Genomic DNA, 19,371 nt, shown 5'->3' with positions numbered 1-19,371 from the left:
CATGACTTCAGATCAAGCAAGCGGTTTACGTATGATGAATCAGCCAAATAATGAAAAAGTAAAAGTTATCGCCGTATCAGGTGGTAAAGGTGGCGTTGGTAAAACCAGCGTATCAATTAATACCGCTGTAGCGTTAGCCGAAAAAGGTAAGCGTGTATTGGTATTAGATGCTGACTTAGGTCTTGCTAACGTTGATGTGATGCTAGGTTTACGCGCTGAGCGAAATTTATCTCATGTTTTATCGGGCGATGCCGAATTAGATGATGTGATTCTTAGAGGCCCTAAAGGGATCGGTATTATACCCGCTACGTCTGGTACACAGGCGATGGTTGAGTTGACTCAAGCGCAACATGCAGGTCTCATTCGTGCGTTTAGTGAGATGAGAACCCAGTTTGATATTTTGATTGTCGACACCGCGGCTGGTATATCGGATATGGTGCTGAGTTTTTCTCGTGCTTCACAAGATGTATTGATTGTTGTGTGCGACGAACCGACCTCAATTACAGACGCTTATGCGCTGATTAAGATCCTAAGTCGTGAACATGGTGTGTTTCGCTTCAAAATTGTAGCAAATATGGTGCGCAGTTTGCGCGAAGGTATGGAACTTTTTGCAAAGTTGAGTAAAGTGACGGATAGATTCTTGGATGTTGCTTTAGAACTTGTTGCAACAGTGCCATTTGATGAAAACCTGCGCAAATCAGTACGTAAGCAGAAGTTGATTGTTGAAGCGTTTCCAAAATCACCAGCAGCGATTGCTTACCAAGGTCTAGCCAATAAAATTATGAGTTGGCCAGTTCCTTCTCAGCCTGGCGGTCATTTGGAGTTTTTTGTTGAACGCCTTGTGCAACGTCCTAATTATCAAGAGGACAAATCGGGTGAATAAAGCGGCTGCGTATACTCGTTTTGATAATAAGACGTCTATCGTTGAACAGTATGCACCGCTTGTAAAAAGAATAGCCCATCATCTGTTGGCTCGTTTACCTGCATCTGTTCAGCTAGATGATCTACTGCAGGCTGGGATGATGGGGTTGCTTGAAGCGTCATCAAACTTTGATGGCAGTAAAGGCGCTAAGTTCGAAACTTTTGCCGGGATTCGAATTCGAGGCTCGATGTTAGATGAGATAAGACGTGGTGATTGGGTACCTCGTTCAGTGCATCGAAACCAGCGTAGAGTCGCTCAAGTGATTGATGAACTTGAGCAAGAGCTAGGGCGTGATGCTAAAGACGTTGAAATAGCTGAACGTTTGGATGTACCGCTCGAAGAGTATTATACAATTCTGAACGATGTTTCCGTTGGAAAGGTTGTTGGGATTGAAGATTTAGTTGTTGCAGTCGAAGGCGTGAGTTCTGATGACGGCTACACCGACGATGCATTTGAATCACTTGCAGAAGTAGAGTTTCAAAGTGCACTCGTTACAGCGATAAAATTATTACCAGAGCGTGACGCTTTGGTATTGTCGCTCTATTATGATGAAGCATTAAATTTAAAAGAAATTGGGGCCATTCTTGAGGTCAGTGAGTCTAGAGTTAGCCAGATCCTTAGTCAGGCAATGTTAAGACTTAAAGGTAAGCTCAAGCATTGGACGCAAGAATAAAATCAATAATATTTGATAGCACTTTTACACGCGCATGTTAAGCGCGCTCCGCGGAGGAAACCTTGGACAAGAATATGAAAATTCTTGTTGTTGATGACTTTTCAACAATGAGACGTATCATTAAGAACTTGTTACGTGACTTGGGATTTAACAATACCCAAGAAGCTGATGACGGTTCAACAGCCTTACCTATGCTACAAAAAGGTGATTTTGATTTTGTCGTAACTGATTGGAACATGCCTGGTATGCAAGGCATTGACCTATTGAAAGCCATTCGTGCTGATGACAATCTTAAACACCTTCCTGTGCTTATGGTTACAGCTGAAGCAAAGCGCGAACAGATTATCGCAGCGGCTCAAGCTGGTGTGAACGGCTATGTTGTTAAGCCTTTTACTGCCGCAACCTTAAAAGAGAAGTTAGATAAAATATTCGAGAGACTCGGCTAAGTAAGGATGAGCAATGCAGCAAGAATCTTTATCGCTGATATCTCTCGAACAAGCAGAGAGGCTAGTTGCACTTCTAATTAAGGGAGAGCAAGAAAAAGCCGATGAGTTGTTTAGAGAAATCGCCGCACCGCTTCAAAAAGATTTATTCGACGAAGTGGGGCGGTTGACACGCCAGCTTCATAGCGCTATTTCCGATTTTCAATTCGATACTCGTTTAGTTGAACTCGCCAATACTGAAATTCCTGATGCCAAGGAACGTTTGACTTATGTTATTGATATGACTGAGCAAGCGGCGAATAAGACGATGGATGCCGTTGAGGAATGCTTACCTCTAGCGAGTGAATTAAACGATAATATCCAAGCGATTAAGCCTGCTTGGGACAAACTGATGCGTCGTGAATTACCGCTGACAGAATTCAAAGCGCTATGTCATGATATTCAAGAGTTTGTTGACAGAAGCGAGTCCGACGCAAGTCGTGTAAAAGAGCTTTTGAATCAAATTTTATTGGCACAAGACTTTCAAGACTTAACCGGACAAATGATCCGTCGAGTTATTGAGCTCGTCAGAGAAGTTGAAAGCAGTTTAGTGTCAATGCTAACAGTATTTGGTGAGCAGCCTGCATCTAGTGCTGATGATAAGCCAAAAGTAAACGTTGAAGCTGAAGGTCCTATTATGAATGCAGAGCACCGCCAGGACGTGGTGACGGGTCAAGACGAAGTTGACGATCTGCTTTCTAGCTTAGGTTTTTAAGGGAGTCAAATTATGTCCTTTGATGTTGATGAAGAGATACTGCAGGACTTTTTGATTGAAGCTGGTGAAATTTTAGAGCTTCTACAGGAACAATTAGTCGCGTTAGAAAATAACCCTGATGATACGGATTTATTAAACGCTATTTTCAGGGGGTTCCATACCGTCAAAGGTGGAGCTGGTTTCCTTGGTTTATCACCAATGGTTGATGTTTGCCATGAAGCTGAAAATACCTTTGATTTGTTGCGTACAGGTAAGCGTAGCGTTTCCGCAAATTTGATGGACGTCATTTTACAAGCGGTCGACTCTATCAACTCAATGTTTGCTGAAACGCAAGCAGGACAGCCTCAATCTCCAGCAGAAGAAGCATTATTAGCGCAGCTTAAAACTCTCAGCGCTGGTGAGCTCTTAGCATCAGAAATGTCTCAGGTTGTCGACAACTCAGCTTCAATACCGGTTTCAGAACCTGTTCAGGAACAGGTTCCTCCTGAGCCTACAGTGGCTATTATTGATAGTGCTGCGACAAATGCAGCTTCTTCAAACGACGAGGCTTCTGCTAGTATCGACGATATTGATGATGCCGAGTTTGAAGCGTTACTTGATGCTCTGCATGGCACCAATAACGGACCTGGTAGTCAAGTTGGCGCGTCTGTTAACGATGTTGCTGCTTCTGCTCCATCATCGGAGGATATAACTGATGATGAGTTTGAATCCTTATTAGATGAATTGCATGGTTCGGGTCAGTTCAAAGTGCAATCAGCGGTGCCTGCCGTCGTTGAATCGAATACTTGTGATGTTGACTCTGATGAAATAACCGATGACGAATTTGAACGTTTACTTGATGAATTACATGGCTCAGGCAGTGGTCCAGGTAAACCTGGTTCTGATGGCGTTATTGCGCCTGCGCCTGCACAGCCTCAACCAGCAGCGGTTAATACGCCAGTTGCCCAAGCGATAACAACATCTCAGCAGGTTCAAGTAGAACCTCAAGTAGCTGTTACCCCACAAGTACAACCTAAAGTCGAAGCAAAACCTGTCGCAAAACCAGCAGCGAAGCCTGCAGGTAATAATATGCCTCAGGCAGAAACGACTGTACGTGTTGATACATCAAGACTTGATCAAATCATGAATATGGTTGGTGAGTTAGTGCTGGTTCGAAATCGTTTGCTTAGTTTAGGTGTCGCCCGTGAAGATGAAGAAATGTCAAAAGCATTGGCAAATCTTGATTTAGTCACGGCAGATCTCCAAGGCGCGGTCATGAAAACCCGTATGCAACCTATCAAGAAAGTGTTTGGTCGCTTCCCACGGGTTGTTCGAGATCTCGCACGTACGCTTAATAAAGAGATAGATCTGGTGATGGTAGGTGAAGATACCGACCTAGATAAAAATCTTGTTGAAGCACTGGCCGATCCACTGGTTCACTTAGTGAGAAACTCTGTCGACCATGGTATTGAAATGCCTGATATACGTGAGTCAAACGGCAAGCAACGTACAGGAACTATCACGTTATCAGCTAGCCAAGAAGGCGATCATATCTTACTTAAGATTGAAGATGATGGCGCTGGAATGGATCCTGAAAAGCTAAAATCGATTGCAATTACCCGTGGTGTTCTTGATGAAGACGCTGCGGCACGTATGACTGATGAGGAAGCTTATAACCTTATTTTTGCGCCAGGCTTCTCTACCAAAGTTGAAATTTCTGATATTTCAGGACGTGGTGTGGGTATGGATGTGGTTAAGACCCGCATTACTCAGCTTAATGGTTCTGTTTATATTGACTCACAACAAGGTAAGGGCACCCGCCTTGAAATTAAGGTGCCGCTGACCTTAGCCATTATGCCAACGCTAATGGTAGAAGTAACAGAGCAGGTCTTTGCACTACCGTTATCGAGTGTGAATGAGATTTTCCACCTTGATTTGACGAAAACCAATGTTGTTGATGGTCAGTTGACTGTTATCGTACGCGATAAAGCGGTACCGCTGTTTTATCTTGAGCAATGGTTATCTCGTAAAGCACTTGATTTTAATCATGGTGATAAACAACACGGTCATGTGGTTATTGTGCAGTTAGGCACAATTCAAATTGGCTTTGTGGTTGATTCATTAATTGGTCAAGAAGAAGTGGTGATTAAGCCTTTAGGTACTTTACTACACGGTACACCAGGTATGGCAGGTGCGACTATCACATCAGATGGTGGTATTGCACTTATTTTAGACGTACCAGGCTTGCTAAAGTACTACGCTCGCAATAAAAGCTAATGAAACAATTGAGGAATAACAATGCTGGGGCATTGTTATTCCTTTTACGTAAAGCCAAGCACTATTTTGAGATGCCGTATAGGAAAATTAATGGGCATAAAAGTTTTAGTCGTTGATGATTCAAGTTTTTTTAGACGACGCGTAAGTGAAATTGTTAATCAAGATCCAGAACTAGAAGTGATTGGAACAGCTAACAATGGTGCTGAAGCCATCAAAATGGCTGCAGAACTTAACCCACAAGTGATCACCATGGACATTGAAATGCCTGTGATGAACGGGATCACTGCGGTTAAAGAGATCATGGCGAGTAAGCCGATCCCAATCTTAATGTTTTCATCGCTGACTCATGACGGCGCCACTGCGACGTTAGAGGCGTTAGAAGCTGGCGCTTTAGATTTTCTGCCTAAACGCTTTGAAGATATTGCCAGTAATAAAGATGACGCAGTGGCATTACTTCAACAAAGGATCCGTGCATTAGGGCGTCGACGTTTATTTAGGCCTATTAGCAGGCCGGTGCTAGGCAGTGATAGAGCGAAAACGCCGACAGAGCGGACTCGCGCGAGTGCTGGCTTATCAAGAGTAAATGCGCAGGTCACTCATGCACCAGCAACGGATAAACCAGTAACTCGAAGTGGTGCAATCACTCGTGGGAGCGGCAAGAAATATAAAGCCTTGTTAATCGGCACCTCAACAGGTGGTCCAGTGGCATTGCAAAAAGTGTTGACTCAATTACCAGCCAACTACCCGCACCCTATTTTGTTGGTCCAGCATATGCCGGCAGCTTTTACGCCTACCTTTGCCACAAGGCTTAACAGTCTTTGCAAGATTGAAGTTAAAGAAGCACAAACCGGTGATTTACTAAAACCAGGTTGTGCTTACTTAGCGCCAGGTGGTATGCAAATGATGCTAGAGCGCACAGGTGCGCTGGGGCGGATAAAAGTGATAGCTGGTAATGCTGATATGAATTACAAGCCAAGTGTTGATATTACCTTTGCTTCAGCGTCTAAGGTATTAGGCGGCGATGTACTTGCGGTTGTATTAACGGGCATGGGGGCTGATGGGCGTGAAGGAGCGAGAATGCTGAAAAGTGTTGGCGCGACGATTTGGGCCCAAGATGAAGCGAGTTGTGTTGTGTATGGTATGCCACAAGCTGTGACGTCAGCAGGTATTGCGACCAAATCTTTGTCTTTAGACCATATCGCAGAGTCGATACTTAAAGAAACTAGCCATGGCTGATGCTGTCAGCCTTCAAGGTAAGCAGCAAGGGGCAATGAGTACCTTGTCTTTGTTGTTACTGTTTTTATTAAGCATTACCAGTTTTGCTTTTGGTTCCTTGTATTTTGAAGCTCAGCATAAAGTTAAATTATTATCGGCTGAGGTCAAACAGCTTCAAAGCTCACAAGTTCTACTTATGGTGGCAGATGAGCAAGCTGAAGTTGTAGCTAAGTGGATGCAAAATAATCCGCATTTCGTACAACCCGCTATCGATAAAGCAAAACAAGGGGGATCACAGGCTTTAGCTATAGGTCCAGGGGTTACTGAACGACCCCCAATAATACCTAATACAGTTAGTATAGCTCAGGGAGGTGATAACCCTAAAGTTGCCCCTGTGCCAGTGAAAGCTATAGCACGTGAAGCTGATGTTGTGGAAAATCACAAAAAACGCCCCTTAAAAGAAAAGCCTGTTAACCAAGCGCCAGTTCGTCCTAAAAGCGCGGTGACATTAGAGGAAACGGATGATGGCGTTAAGCTGATTAGTTTGCCTCATGGTGGTGTTAGGGTAACAACACGGGATCCGTAGTTAATATAAATAAACGTTATTAGGTGTTTTCTTGGGTGAGTAAATCAAGGGGTATGCTTTGAAAATTTGGACCATTGCAAACCAAAAAGGTGGGGTCGGCAAAACCACTACCGTTGCAAGTCTTGCAGGCTCGCTGGTTAAACGTGGCTTTCGGGTGCTCATGGTAGATACTGACCCGCATGCATCGCTAGGATATTACCTTGGCATTGATAGTGAGCAGTTGCCTTGTTCTTTATATAATTTATTTCTAAATAATAAAACGTTAACTCAAGATGGCGTGCAAATGCACATAGTGCCAACCAATGTAGAAAAGTTGGATTTACTTCCCTCAACAATGGCGCTTGCTACATTAGATCGCAGTTTAGGTCATCAAGAAGGCATGGGGCTGATATTAAAAAAGGCATTGCACCTAGTTGAAGACAGGTATGATTTTGTACTGGTCGATTGCCCGCCTGTTTTGGGTGTTTTGATGGTTAATGCGCTAGCGGCAAGTGAACATATTATAGTGCCAGTACAGACAGAATTTTTAGCACTGAAAGGCTTAGACAGGATGGTGAAAACCATGCTGCTAATGGGGCGGTCAAAGAATATTCAATACAGCTATACAATTGTGCCTACCATGTACGATAAACGAACTCGAGCGAGTTCCGCGGCCTTAGTGCAACTAAAGCAAGATTATAATGATGAATTGTGGAACGATGTGATCGCAGTAGATACTAAATTTAGAGATGCGAGTTTAAGCCACCTCCCCGCATCTCATTATGCGCCACGTAGTCGTGGTGTACTCGCTTACAATCGGCTTCTGGATTACTTGACCGCAAGGGAACTGTCTCATGTCAAAATTAGTTGATGATGCAGTTTGTGATTACTTTTCTTTGTTGCTTAGTGAACCCGTAAATCAGCAGAGTGCTAGCAAAAATAGCTTAACCCTAGCAACACTGAATATTGATGAGCTGACTCGTAAAACTGATGAAAAGTTGACTCGACAGTCGTTAGAAGAATTGTTTGCAAATTCAGCTCGAAACAAACAACAACCTGAATATGAGGTTGTGCAAGCAATCAAGTCTGACATCGTAGTGGCAAGTGATAGCCAAATCCCGAGTGAGGCTGACGTTGATACGAGTCAGATAAATACAAGTCACTCTGCTAGCACTTCCATAAATGAACAAGCAATGATTGTTGCTGAAGTGACTTCTGAGAAGCAATCGCACACTAGCGTAAGCCAAGAGGGGGACTTAGTGTCCACCCAAACGCTTTTGGAACGTTTAGATGAAGAATTCCAAGTATTGTTTTTTAAAGTCGCAGGATTAACTTTAGCTGTACCGTTAGTTAGCCTAGGGGGGATTATCAACCTAGAGAAGCTTACGCCATTAATCGGTCGCCCGAAATGGTACATGGGCGCCCAACAGCACCGTGGAAGCCAGTTAAATGTTGTTGACACATGTGCCTGGGTAATGCCTGAAAAGTACACGAATGCGTTAGCTGAGCAAGTTACATATCAATATGTGGTTGCACTGGAAAATAGCCAATGGGGGTTAAGCTGCGAAGCGCTTGTCGATACCATCACGGTTAAGAAGTCTGAAGTAAACTGGCGAAATCATGCAGGAAAACGCCCTTGGCTAGCAGGCGTAGTGAAAAAGCAGATGTGTGGGATCCTTAACGTCGACGCGTTAATCCAAATGTTGAGTGCAGGTTTGGGTTATCAAGATACGATTCCAGAGCAACCTAGATAGGCTTTTTAAGTCATTAGATGTGATGCAGTTTATAAAGAAAGCATCAAACTGGTCGTTATAACTAATAGTAAACAAAAGAGTATTGGCTGTAAGGCGATACAGAGCTATCCTTACTAGCAATAGAATAAAGTGCATTGGAATTTAACCTGCACATAGATACAGGTTAAGTTTCGGAACAATGGTTTGCCAGATAGCCGCAGAGCTATTGATTGAGGGATTTATGACAAGTTCAAACAGTGTGGCCGCTGCGGCGGGTAATAATGAAGACGTCGTTTTACAATGGGTAACGTTCAAGCTAGATAATGAAACTTATGGTATTAACGTTATGCAGGTACAAGAAGTATTGCGTTATACTGAAATTGCACCTGTGCCAGGCGCGCCGCATTATGTGCTAGGTATCATTAACCTTCGCGGTAATGTTGTAACCGTTATTGATACCCGTTCACGCTTTGGTTTGGCTTCGGCTGATGTTAATGATTCTACCCGTATCGTGATTATCGAAGCAGAAAAGCAGGTTATCGGTATTTTAGTCGATAGCGTTGCAGAAGTGGTTTACCTTCGTCGCTCCGAAATCGATAATGCGCCTAATGTGGGTACAGAAGAAAGCGCTAAGTTTATTCAAGGGGTCAGTAACCGCGATAATGAACTTCTTATCTTAGTTGATCTTGATAAACTACTTTCAGATGAAGAGTGGATGGAGTTAACTCAAATATAAGCAATGAGTACTAACTAAAATAAATGATGAGGTTATATTGAACATGTGTCTATATAGCCTCTTGTTAGCTTAGTATATAGTTGTTTTTTCTTAGCGACATTCCCCCTAAGTATCAATGTTACTTACTGAAATTAATTAATGAGTTAATCATGATTGTTGAAGAAATTTTTATCGCCGCTGCACTGATATTTGTAGTCGCCTGTCTTGCTTTGGTATTTTACTTACAAAAGCAAATGGTTAAGTTGCGCTTAAAAGTTGATGCATTAACTTTATTAGTCAAAGAAAACGATAAGCATAGAGAGACCATAAAACGAGAGCTACATGAACTAAGAAGTGGCACTATTGGTGTTGGTCGTCGTATGTTAGAGCTTGAGAAAAAGCTCATCCAACAAGATGCGAAACTGGAAGAGGGCAGTCAACAAGATCCGCAGGCAAGGTTATACACTCGAGCGATGAAGATGGTTGCGCTAGGGGCAGGGGTTCAAGAGTTGATCGAAGAGTGTGAACTGCCTAAAGCCGAAGCTGAGTTGCTTATTCGCTTGCATGGTAAAGGTTAAGCTAGCAACAACATCTCATTTTTAATGCCTTACCTTTATTTTAAACTTGCTCCATTATCTTTTGGTGCATATTGTCCCATTTTTCTGGAAACCTCCCGTCTAGCACGTAAACAAAAGCAATGAGCTCAGCGACCAGTAGATAAAGTTCCTGAGGTATTTCATCACCGACTTCTAGCTTTTGTAAAAAATCACATAAATACTCATCACTGTGTATATGAACCCCAGCTTGCTCTGCGATAGCGATCATTTCTTTTGCAATTAGATCTTCACCTTTGGCGATAACCACAGGTGCGTTACTGTTTTTATAACTGAGTGCAACAGCCTGCTTTACTTGATTATTTGGCATTGTTCGACCTTATTATATTTTTACCTTAACCAGATAGTGCTCTCCGGGCAAAATGCTAGCCGCAACCGCTTCACATTGCGTTTTAATATTAACCTGCCCAAATCCTAATGCTTTGAGCTTGTGCCTTAGAGCCGGTGCTAATAGCTGCATCTTATTGATGAGGGCATCATTGCTCGTGACCAAGCTAAGGCTAAGTGGTGAACTTGGCTCTGGTAAGCCAGAGAGGGGCATTTTAGCTCTAATTAGCAAGGGGCCTACAGAAAGGTTGAATTTAAGTTGTAAATTCCAATATCGCTCTGCTTGCTTATCCTCTACTTTCTCTTTGAAGATATGTCCTTCAAGTTGCTCCTGATAATGATTGATTGAATAAGGCAGTGCAAAGTAATAATGAATGGAGTCAGGAGTTTTAGTAGAAGCTTGCTGATATAGAGCAAGGTTATTTAATAGTGCTTCAAAACTATCAATTTTTATGGCTGACTCAATTAATGCAAACAATGGCTCAGGTAAGCCTAAGTGCAGTTGTAGGCGAGATAGTCTTTCGGTTAAAGCTGGGGAAATCTCATGGGGTGTTTGCCGTGCTAGTAGCAGTTGCATCAACAACCCAAGAGTCTGGATATGATTTGTTACCGGGGCGTCCCAGTCATTGGGTGACGGCCATAAAGCGCTGGTGGCGGCAAGCGAGCCTTTTAGTTGTTGCGGTTGACTGAGTTCTGTTAATTGTTCCGGTCTAACAGACGGAATGGCATTCAGCAATGCACCAAAGAGACTTTGTTTTGGGTCGACTATCGCTGTTTTTTTTGCCGGCAATCCACCTGCTTTTTCAATAGCGCCAATAAGCATCTTGTTTGCTTTGCGACTTTGGGGGATCACCGTGTTCGCTGTTACTTCGATTGCTGATTGGCTATGTAGAAGTTCACTTGAAAGAGGCTTTACAAGCGTAGTGCTTTCTAATTGTTTAAATAAACTTTTATAAATAAAACTGATATCAGATTTTGCAATGGCTAGATCACTTAGTTTATTGGTCGAATCCGTTTCCTTTGGAGTAATATCATTGTTGCTGACTAATTCATCAAGTGCTTGCGGTGCAGTGGACTGGCTAAGCAATGTAACGGGCTCACTAAATATAATTGGAGTTAAGGTCAGGTTGAGTTGCCCATGATTACTGGTAATAGAAGCCGTATAATCACCATTGGATACAGACGCGAGTGCAGCTAACTTTATGCTGGGACCGCTTTCAAAATTTAACTCACTATTCTTGATATGAACATTGGGCAGTCGATAACCTTGTTTTCGTTTGGCTAAAACCTGAAGCTTTTTAGCTTGTTCAGTCCCTTGAGTCATAACCGATAACAAAGCAGGTGGCAATGTGAGCCTAAGAGATTGTCCTAAACCTATCAGGTTAGTTTGACTATGCACTATATTTAATAAAAAGCTTTGACTAAGTTTTATTTGTTGTAGGGCTAATTTTTGCTGGGGTTTTACTAGGTAGGGCTGACCTAATAGGTTGCCATGTATCATGTTTTCTATCAGGCGAAGTGAAATAGGAAGTAGTGAGTTTCCTGACGAGCTAGGTGATTTACTTGAGGTTGGAACTTGTGTTGGGAGAATGTTGCTATCTGCTCTAATCATCAAGGCTAACCCGCGTTGTAATAAAATGCTTCAAGTGACTTTTAGATATGTTTATTAACAAATTAATATTTGCTCTATAAGCCCAAATAAGTATCCTTAGCCGTCATTTGTCGATAAAAGCTATATTCCTCTGTGGATAGTCACAGTTATGGTTCAATAATGGCTAATATAGCTTATATCGACAGATAAGCTGTAAGACTTTAGCGAAAATTTAGTGATAAAGGGATGCTTAAACGAAAGCAAAAGCTTAAATTCTGATTTACCTGGTTTTATCCAATTTTTTGTAAGCGTTTGACTTGATGTTAGGATTTTCATAAAGAGACAATGATGAAGTTTAAATGGATTGTGCTTTCTCTAACGATATTTGCTTTACCTTCGGTAAATGCCGCTGAAGATGCGGTGGATGAAGATAAACAAATTACTGTAACTTACAATGACCCACGCGACCCCATTGAAGGGTTTAACCGCACCATGTGGGATTTTAACTATCTGTTTATGGATAGGTATTTCTATCGCCCAGTCGCTCATGGTTATAATGATTATGTGCCTCGCCCTGTTAAAACAGGTATCAACAATTTTGTGCTTAATTTGGAAGAGCCCTCTAGCCTAGTAAATAATACGTTGCAGGGAAAGTGGGTTTGGGCCGCAAATGCAGGTGGCCGCTTCACCGTCAATACAACCCTCGGTTTGCTTGGAGTTATTGATGTCGCTGAAATGATGGGGATGACGCGTAAGCAAGATGCTTTTAATGAGGTGCTTGGTTATTATGGCGTCCCTAATGGCCCTTATTTTATGGCGCCTTTTATCGGTCCTTATGTCACTAGAGAGCTAGCGACCGATTGGGTAGATGATCTATACTTCCCTCTATCAGAGCTGACATTTTGGCAGTCAGCATTAAAGTGGGGGCTTAAAAGTCTGCATACTCGTGCATCCGCAATTGATCAGGAGCGATTAGTTGATAATGCACTTGATCCATATACTTTTGTAAAAGATGCATATTTTCAACATATGGATTACAAAGTTTATGATGGTGATATTCCGCAAAGTGACGATGATGATGAGTTACTCGATGAGTATATGCAGGAGTTAGAATAAAAAATTGAGTAGTGGTCCAGGATAAGGAGCTACTTAATACGTAAACTAAAACAAGGATGTGTGTTTACGATATTGTCATTTAAGGACAGTTATGGCGCTATCTAAGTTAACGATTCTATTGGTGGAAGACGACCCTGTTTTTCGCAAGCTCGTAGCCTCTTTTCTGGAGCGCAGGGGCGCAAAAGTTTTTGAGGCTGAAAATGGAGAGCAAGGACTCGAAGCCTATAAGTCACATTCTTTCGATATTGTGATTGCAGATTTAAGCATGCCTAAACTAGGTGGTTTAGGCATGCTTAAAGCGCTACGACATTACAATCCGAATATTCCTGTTATTATTGTCTCTGGTAATCAAGGCATGTCTGATGTGGTAGAGTCATTAAGAAATGGCGCTAGCGATTACCTAGTAAAGCCGATAGCCGATTTATACCTGATTGAAAATGCGATTCATGAGAGTTTAAACCATACCCTCGAAGACGCGTTGACCATTGATGAGCGAGAGTCGCTCTCCTACCAAGAATTGACACAAAATTTAGCCCTGCTTGAGCAAAATAGTGCAGCAGCTAAAGGTGTTCAACAGCAGTTGTTTCCGCCTAGTCGCGTCGAATATAGTAATGTCACTATCGATTATAGCTTGTTTAATAATAACGAGGTAAGTGCTCACTTCATCGATACTGCGATGATAGGTGATAAACATATTATTGTGTATATGGCGCACTTTCAGCCCCATGATAACCGCGCCGCCTTTGCATCTGTGCTACTAAAAAGCTTTGTTAATCAAAAAATATCTGACTTTCAAAGTGAGATCTCAAGTTCGATTATTGAACCATTCAACATGTTGGTTTATTTGAATGACCGCATGAGTCACTCAGGATTAGAGATCCTCGTTGATATGACTTATATCGTATTGGAGTTAAATCACTATAGAGCGGCAATCGCCCAATCAGGCAGTGAGTTTCGTTGTTATCTAAAAAGTGGAGAAAGCCATCAGCTATCTCCGTTAGCGTTACCGGAATCCCTACAGCTAGGCATAAGCAGTTGGTGTAAGCCAAGTGTGCAGTTTAGGACGCTTTTGTTAGGCGAGAAACTGTGTATTGCAACCCATACTGAAGAGCATAAGCAGCAGTTGATTGCTAATCAGTTTCATGGATTGATCCACAACCAAACTATTACGCCAGGCGGCTTCATACAGCTTTCAATTCATTAGTGTTATGTAAAATTGAGCATCAAGCCGTTTATTGAGCGAGTGTAGGGGGGAGGACTACCTTGAACATTGTTTGGCTATTAGCAACAAAAAATGCTTCGTATTTCTACGAAGCATTTTACTTTTTAGAGCTTAGAGCTTAGAGCTTAGAGCTTAGAGCTTAGAGCTTATCTTTTGATCGCTTCGTGCTCAGCAGTAACTGCAATCTCTTCTTCTAAGGCTTGCTCTTCAGTATGGTGAGTACTGTCTTCTGCACCATGCATCCAGTCAACAAGCTTGTCAGCCATGAAGTAAAGGATAATACCTGAAACAGCTGCTGTAATAGCAATACCCGCAAAGATAGACATTGCGTTAGCAAGTTGTTCTTCTTTGCCGCCACCGTGGCCGATCAACGAACCAACGATACCACCAATCTTGTTTGCTGCAGCAATAAATAGGAACCATGCGCCCATCATTAACGAAGCAATACGCAGTGGAGCAAGCTTAGTTACCATTGATAGACCAATAGGTGATAAACATAATTCACCCATAGTATGGAAGAAGTATGCACCGACTAACCACCACATGCTTGACTTAGCATTAGCGTCACCGCCCATCTCTAAAACAGCACCAATCATGAATAGGAAACCAATACCAAGCAGGATTAGGCCTAATGCAAATTTCACTGGTGAATTCGGCTCATTTTTACCTAAGCGGATCCAAATAGAGGCAATTACAGGAGCAAAAATAACGATAAACATAGCGTTTAGAGACTGGAACCAAGTGGTAGGTACTTCCCAGCCGCCAATCATACGGTCAGTAAAATCATTAGTGAAAATATTCATCAAACCACCGGCCTGCTCGAAACCAGCCCAGAAGATGATAGTGAATAGACCCATGATCATAATAACTTTAATACGGTCACGTTCGATCTTAGTCAGTGGTTCTTTACGCACTTCACCGCTAGCAGCAGCTTTTTCTTTTTCAAGCTGAGCAGCTGGAACACGACCAATATCACCAAGTAATTTTTGCGCATATACGAACTGGATGATAAGAGACAGTACCATACCGATACCGGCACAGATAAAGCCTGCTTGGAAGTTACCGTCATAATAGGCAACAACTGAACCTACGATAATACCTGATAAGAAAGCACCAACGTTGATACCCATATAGAAGATAGTAAACGCGCCGTCACGACGGTGATCGCCTTCTTCATATAAGTCACCAACCATAGTAGAGATATTTGGCTTGAATAAACCATTACCAAGGATCAATACACCTAAACCGACATAAAAGACTTCGACTTCCATGCCCGGAACCCAAGCATGAGGGGTACCGAGAATAAATTGACCTGCGGCCATCAATGCGCCACCGATCATAATTGCACGGCGTTGACCTAGGTAAGTGTCAGCTAACCAACCACCAATAAGTGGTGTTAAATAAACTAAACCAGTAAATGTACCGTAAAGAGAAAGTGCATCAGCTTGGGTCCAACCCAGACCGTGACCACCCTGAGATTGTACTGCGTCAACTAGGTATAAAACCAAAATTGCGCGCATCGCGTAATAACTAAAACGTTCCCATAACTCTGTTGTAAACAACAGGAACAGTCCCTTAGGATGCCCGAGCATCGTCCCCTGGGGTTTTGCTGCGTTCATGTATTCTTCCACCTTCGCTTGTGATTGCCTGTAGCTCAATTTTTGCTACAGAAATTTATTTGCTTAAATTATTTCAACTAAACGTGAATCTAACTCACTCCGACTTGTTAAGGTCGAGGTGTTTTTGTTACGCGTTTTGCTGTTTTATTGTGGGTTTGTATTCTAATTTTTTTAATTCGGCGCTAAAAATAGCGTCAAATGCGATAAAGCCCACCTTATATACACTTTATGGGCGGTTAAAGTCAATTTTGGCAGGTTAAGCGGTTGCAATTTGAGCAGTGAGAAGAGGCTTGATTTTTACGATGTTAGTTTTTATTTAATCCATATAGTTCGTCAATAAGGCTGACGTAGTATTAGTCTATTCTAATCATTAACTTTAGTTTTTACTGTATAGCCATTGATATAGAATTAAAATTGCGACAGCTGTTAACTTTTAACCAAGTTAAATATGTATATCTTTGTATCGGGGTAATGTTAATGCTTGGTTGATTATGTGTGTCTAGTTAGAGTTGTAAATTCAACATCAATCATCATGAGATGATAGTTCTAATGTTCTACTGTACTGGATCTTATAATGCAGTATAATCTAGCCCAAAATTTTAATTGTTATTCTTCTGCTTTGTTATTTAGAAAGTGTTCTGATTAGGCAAAAAGAAAGCAATGATTCAGTCACTATAGCCTTTGATTATTATCTATATTAAAAATTGGTAATCAGGTTTATGTCTTTGTCTTTATTACAATAAAAGAGTTAATGTCGGCTCTTGATATGGAATCTCGGAGAGTGTGGTGCTTTTAAAAGTTAAAAAGTTTTTTATCGCCAGCATGGGTTTAGTGTGCTTAATAAGTGGTTCAGCACATGCTGTTACGCCATCACCGCAAATGATTGAACAATTCAAGACATTACCGCAGGCTGAGCAGGAAAGACTGGCAAAGCAGTATGGTTTTGATCCTGAACTGCTGAATGCTGGTGCTACGAGTTCTCAACAGCCGTTTGAAAATCAAGCCATCATAAATCCGAGAGCGGTAGAAGACGAAGAACTAAAAGAACTAAAAGAACAACAGATTATTGTTGATGAAGTGACACAGTTTCTAAAAGACCAGAAAGATAAAGATACTAAAAAGCTTCAACCATATGGCTACAATTTGTTTGAAGGTGAACCCATTACTTTCGCTCCTGTTACTGATATTCCTGTACCTGGCGAGTATCTCGTAGGCCCAGGAGATAACATCAAGGTTCAGCTGTATGGTAAGGAAAACAAAGAGTACGATTTAGTCATTAGCCGCGATGGTAACATTCAATTCCCTGAGCTAGGACCAATATCTGTTTCAGGTCTTAAATTTGAAGATCTGCGCAAAACAGTTTCAGCTCGAATCAAGCAACAAATGATTGGTGTTGAGTCTAATATCACCATGGGTGAACTACGCTCAATTCGTATTTTTATTGCCGGTGATGCTTATAAGCCAGGTTCATATACGGTTTCGAGCTTATCTACCATCACTCAAGCCCTATTTGTAGCCGGCGGTATTGCTGAAATTGGTTCATTACGTAACATTCAGTTAAAGCGTAAAGGTAAGTTGATTGGTACCTTAGATTTATATGATTTATTAATGCGCGGAGACGCCTCGAATGACCTACGTCTACGATCTGGAGATGTGGTATTTATTCCTTCAGTCGGTGGATTAGTTTCAGTAGACGGGGAAGTTCGTCGCCCAGCGATTTATGAGCTTAAAGGCCGTGAAACCATGGGTGATGTAATGGTGATGGCTGGCGGATTAAAAGGTGGAGCCTACCCAAGAAGTAGCAGCATTGAGAGATACAATAAGCAAGGTTTAAAGACAATTAAAAATGTCGATTTAACAACAGCGGAAGGTCGTGCCGCAGAAGCTAAGCCAGGTGATATTGTACAGATAAAGACGGCCACTTCGCAGTTTGAAGACGCTATTACTGTTGTTGGCGCTGTAGTGCGCCCTGGTAAATATCAATGGTACCAAGGTCAAAAAGTTAATGATCTACTTCCTTCAATATGGGGAGACTTTCAGCCATCAGCAGATCTAAACTATGCCATTATTGTAAGAGAAACGAATAAGCAAGGTGATATAGAAGTACATCAGTTTTCACCATCAAAAGCCATCTTAGAAACAACTCACGTTGATAATCTCTCGCTGCAACCTAGAGATACTATTATGGTATTTAACTTTAGCGATGACGCTCAAAACCGATTTGAGCTGAACAAACTCGTTAGAGAAAGGGTTGAAAAAGTTGTTCAGCTTGTAGGCGATAGCTCGTTATCTAAGGATTTATTTAAAGCAGGCTTCTCTCAATTAGAAAATCAAAAGTTAAGCAATAGAAGTCAGTTAGGCGGAGTCGTTGTTGCAAAAGAGCAGCTTGAGGATGATGAAGCGCTAGCCATTAAAGGCGAAGTTAATCGTATGATGGCGAACCTGTTTGAGGACCCTGAGTTAATAGCTTTAAGTGGTTTAATGAACAGAAGCGAGTTGCTTTATCCAATCATTATGAAGTTGAATCACCAGAGTCGTTCGGGCACTGGAGTTAAAGTTGTAGCGGTTAAAGGGCAAGTTTATAACGAAGGTATTTACCCATTAGCCGTTAATGCGCGCGTTGCAGACATTGTTAGCGCCGCGGGTGGGTTAAAAGAAGGCGCGTATACTGCTAGAGCTGAGTTAACTCGAACCGTCACAGTTGCAGATGGCTCAAGTATTAGTCATCAGAATATCGATTTATTATCTGCACTTGAAGGAATGGCAGATGCTAACATCGTTTTAAAGGGCAGGGATATTCTGACTGTGATGACAACGCCAGAGTGGCAAGAGAATAAATCAGTCGAAATTCGTGGTGAGGTTCGCTTCCCTGGTGTTTACAACATCCGCCGTGGCGAAACTTTAGAAAGTGTTATTCAAAGAGCGGGCGGGTTCACTCAATTTGCTTACCTGCCATCTTCAGTTTTTGTACGAGAGTCAGTTCGCTTACAAGAACAGCTTGAAATTAAAAAACTGGCTGATCAGCTTCGACGCGACATCGCTACCCGTGGTGTATCTAAAGACGGGGACGTTGTTAATTATACTGATGCACAAATGATGTTAACTGATTTGGAAAACATCGAAGCAGTAGGGCGTCTAGTGGTAGATCTTTCAGCTATCTCTGTCGGTATTAAGCAGGCTGATTTGCAGCTCGAAGATGAAGATGTTTTGTACGTTCCATCAACAAAACAAACCATTGCTGTTATGGGCGAAGTGCAACATGCAGCAACCCATCGATATAAAGAAGGTCTTACGGTCGAAGAATATTTGAATATGTCGGGCGGCGTGCGAGAGCGTGCGGATGACGATCGTACTTATGTTATTAAAGCTAACGGTTCTGTAATGTTACCAAGTAAATCATTTTGGTTTTCAACCCAGGACAAACTGCAACCAGGTGATACGATCATCGTACCGCTTGATACAGAGTATAAAGACAACTTAACTCTTTGGACCCAGGTTACAAGTATTATCTACAATACTGCGGTGGCGTTTGCTACGGTAGCGAAACTTTAGTGAACTGATAATCTTCAGTTTTAATTAGTTTACGAATAAGAGTGGCGGTCACAA

The 19,371-nt window shown here is 42.0% G+C and carries 17 protein-coding genes; 14 read left to right on the top strand and 3 right to left on the bottom strand.

Annotation, left to right across the window (positions count from 1 at the left end; genetic code table 11):
- Window position 1: 1 nt before the first annotated feature.
- From L2748_RS17225 to L2748_RS17175, 11 genes are all read left to right on the top strand, one after another.
- On the top strand, window positions 2-883 hold the full coding sequence (locus L2748_RS17225; protein ID WP_246616246.1) for a MinD/ParA family protein: 882 nt from the start codon (window positions 2-4) through the stop codon (window positions 881-883).
- On the top strand, window positions 876-1,595 hold the full coding sequence (locus L2748_RS17220) for an RNA polymerase sigma factor FliA (protein ID WP_220782736.1): 720 nt from the start codon (window positions 876-878) through the stop codon (window positions 1,593-1,595). The genes L2748_RS17225 and L2748_RS17220 overlap by 8 nt, the downstream gene beginning before the upstream one ends.
- A 62-nt stretch (window positions 1,596-1,657) precedes the next feature.
- Window positions 1,658-2,041 (top strand): chemotaxis response regulator CheY, encoded by a 384-nt coding sequence (gene cheY, locus L2748_RS17215; protein ID WP_012276572.1) that lies wholly within the window; start codon window positions 1,658-1,660, stop codon window positions 2,039-2,041.
- Window positions 2,042-2,054: 13 nt separating this feature from the next.
- Window positions 2,055-2,792 (top strand): protein phosphatase CheZ, encoded by a 738-nt coding sequence (locus L2748_RS17210; protein ID WP_220782737.1) that lies wholly within the window; start codon window positions 2,055-2,057, stop codon window positions 2,790-2,792.
- Window positions 2,793-2,804: 12 nt separating this feature from the next.
- Window positions 2,805-5,048, top strand: coding sequence for a chemotaxis protein CheA (locus L2748_RS17205; protein ID WP_220782738.1), 2,244 nt, complete (start codon window positions 2,805-2,807; stop codon window positions 5,046-5,048).
- Window positions 5,049-5,138: 90 nt separating this feature from the next.
- Window positions 5,139-6,284, top strand: coding sequence for a protein-glutamate methylesterase/protein-glutamine glutaminase (locus L2748_RS17200; protein ID WP_220782739.1), 1,146 nt, complete (start codon window positions 5,139-5,141; stop codon window positions 6,282-6,284).
- Entirely contained in the window at window positions 6,277-6,849 is a 573-nt protein-coding gene (locus L2748_RS17195; protein WP_220782740.1) for a hypothetical protein, read from the top strand. Before L2748_RS17200 ends, L2748_RS17195 begins: the two co-directional genes overlap by 8 nt.
- A 58-nt stretch (window positions 6,850-6,907) precedes the next feature.
- Window positions 6,908-7,699, top strand: a complete 792-nt coding sequence (locus L2748_RS17190) for a ParA family protein (protein ID WP_220782741.1) — start codon at window positions 6,908-6,910, stop codon at window positions 7,697-7,699.
- Complete coding sequence (locus tag L2748_RS17185; protein ID WP_220782742.1) at window positions 7,683-8,582, top strand: chemotaxis protein CheW; 900 nt, start codon at window positions 7,683-7,685, stop codon at window positions 8,580-8,582. The genes L2748_RS17190 and L2748_RS17185 overlap by 17 nt, the downstream gene beginning before the upstream one ends.
- A gap of 220 nt (window positions 8,583-8,802) precedes the next feature.
- The gene (locus L2748_RS17180) at window positions 8,803-9,297 is read left to right on the top strand and encodes a chemotaxis protein CheW (RefSeq protein WP_220782743.1); all 495 of its coding nucleotides are present in this window, start codon (window positions 8,803-8,805) and stop codon (window positions 9,295-9,297) included.
- A gap of 149 nt (window positions 9,298-9,446) precedes the next feature.
- Entirely contained in the window at window positions 9,447-9,854 is a 408-nt protein-coding gene (locus L2748_RS17175) for a DUF2802 domain-containing protein (RefSeq protein WP_220782744.1), read from the top strand.
- A gap of 40 nt (window positions 9,855-9,894) precedes the next feature.
- Here the strand turns inward: L2748_RS17175 and L2748_RS17170 are convergent, their stop codons facing one another.
- Window positions 9,895-10,200 (bottom strand): EscU/YscU/HrcU family type III secretion system export apparatus switch protein, encoded by a 306-nt coding sequence (locus tag L2748_RS17170; protein WP_220782745.1) that lies wholly within the window; start codon window positions 10,198-10,200, stop codon window positions 9,895-9,897.
- Window positions 10,201-10,212: 12 nt separating this feature from the next.
- A complete protein-coding gene (locus L2748_RS17165; protein WP_248957720.1) occupies window positions 10,213-11,829 on the bottom strand; it encodes a hypothetical protein in 1,617 nt (538 codons plus the stop codon).
- 327 nt (window positions 11,830-12,156) lie between these two features.
- On the opposite strand from L2748_RS17165, the gene L2748_RS17160 reads away from it, so the two are divergent.
- Together L2748_RS17160 and L2748_RS17155 are read left to right on the top strand one after the other, a co-directional pair.
- Window positions 12,157-12,924: an MlaA family lipoprotein gene (locus L2748_RS17160; RefSeq protein WP_220782428.1), complete on the top strand. Its 768-nt coding sequence runs from the start codon at window positions 12,157-12,159 to the stop codon at window positions 12,922-12,924.
- 91 nt (window positions 12,925-13,015) lie between these two features.
- Complete coding sequence (locus tag L2748_RS17155) at window positions 13,016-14,128, top strand: response regulator (protein ID WP_220782427.1); 1,113 nt, start codon at window positions 13,016-13,018, stop codon at window positions 14,126-14,128.
- A gap of 164 nt (window positions 14,129-14,292) precedes the next feature.
- On the opposite strand, the gene L2748_RS17150 is transcribed toward L2748_RS17155, so the two are convergent.
- A complete protein-coding gene (locus L2748_RS17150; RefSeq protein ID WP_220782425.1) occupies window positions 14,293-15,765 on the bottom strand; it encodes a peptide MFS transporter in 1,473 nt (490 codons plus the stop codon).
- Between the two features lie 786 nt (window positions 15,766-16,551).
- On the opposite strand from L2748_RS17150, the gene L2748_RS17145 reads away from it, so the two are divergent.
- Window positions 16,552-19,317 carry an SLBB domain-containing protein gene (locus L2748_RS17145; RefSeq protein WP_220782424.1) on the top strand — a complete coding sequence of 922 codons (2,766 nt, stop codon included), beginning with the start codon at window positions 16,552-16,554 and terminating at the stop codon, window positions 19,315-19,317.
- Window positions 19,318-19,371 lie beyond the last annotated feature (54 nt).

The organism is Shewanella sairae (assembly GCF_023283535.1).
GTDB classification, from domain to species: Bacteria; Pseudomonadota; Gammaproteobacteria; order Enterobacterales; family Shewanellaceae; genus Shewanella; species Shewanella sairae.
This window is presented reverse-complemented; position numbering and strand designations above follow the sequence as displayed.

What these genes read in the sequence shown, in the direction of transcription:
- L2748_RS17225 (WP_246616246.1), top strand. Translation starts at nt 2, where the DNA reads ATGACTTCAGATCAAGCAAGCGGTTTACGTATGATGAATCAGCCAAAT.
- L2748_RS17210 (WP_220782737.1), top strand. Translation starts at nt 2,055, where the DNA reads ATGCAGCAAGAATCTTTATCGCTGATATCTCTCGAACAAGCAGAGAGG.
- L2748_RS17205 (WP_220782738.1), top strand. Translation starts at nt 2,805, where the DNA reads ATGTCCTTTGATGTTGATGAAGAGATACTGCAGGACTTTTTGATTGAA.
- L2748_RS17200 (WP_220782739.1), top strand. Translation starts at nt 5,139, where the DNA reads ATGGGCATAAAAGTTTTAGTCGTTGATGATTCAAGTTTTTTTAGACGA.
- L2748_RS17195 (WP_220782740.1), top strand. Translation starts at nt 6,277, where the DNA reads ATGGCTGATGCTGTCAGCCTTCAAGGTAAGCAGCAAGGGGCAATGAGT.
- L2748_RS17185 (WP_220782742.1), top strand. Translation starts at nt 7,683, where the DNA reads ATGTCAAAATTAGTTGATGATGCAGTTTGTGATTACTTTTCTTTGTTG.
- L2748_RS17180 (WP_220782743.1), top strand. Translation starts at nt 8,803, where the DNA reads ATGACAAGTTCAAACAGTGTGGCCGCTGCGGCGGGTAATAATGAAGAC.
- L2748_RS17175 (WP_220782744.1), top strand. Translation starts at nt 9,447, where the DNA reads ATGATTGTTGAAGAAATTTTTATCGCCGCTGCACTGATATTTGTAGTC.
- L2748_RS17170 (WP_220782745.1), bottom strand. Translation starts at nt 10,200, where the DNA reads ATGCCAAATAATCAAGTAAAGCAGGCTGTTGCACTCAGTTATAAAAAC.
- L2748_RS17165 (WP_248957720.1), bottom strand. Translation starts at nt 11,829, where the DNA reads ATGATTAGAGCAGATAGCAACATTCTCCCAACACAAGTTCCAACCTCA.
- L2748_RS17160 (WP_220782428.1), top strand. Translation starts at nt 12,157, where the DNA reads ATGAAGTTTAAATGGATTGTGCTTTCTCTAACGATATTTGCTTTACCT.
- L2748_RS17155 (WP_220782427.1), top strand. Translation starts at nt 13,016, where the DNA reads ATGGCGCTATCTAAGTTAACGATTCTATTGGTGGAAGACGACCCTGTT.
- L2748_RS17150 (WP_220782425.1), bottom strand. Translation starts at nt 15,765, where the DNA reads ATGAACGCAGCAAAACCCCAGGGGACGATGCTCGGGCATCCTAAGGGA.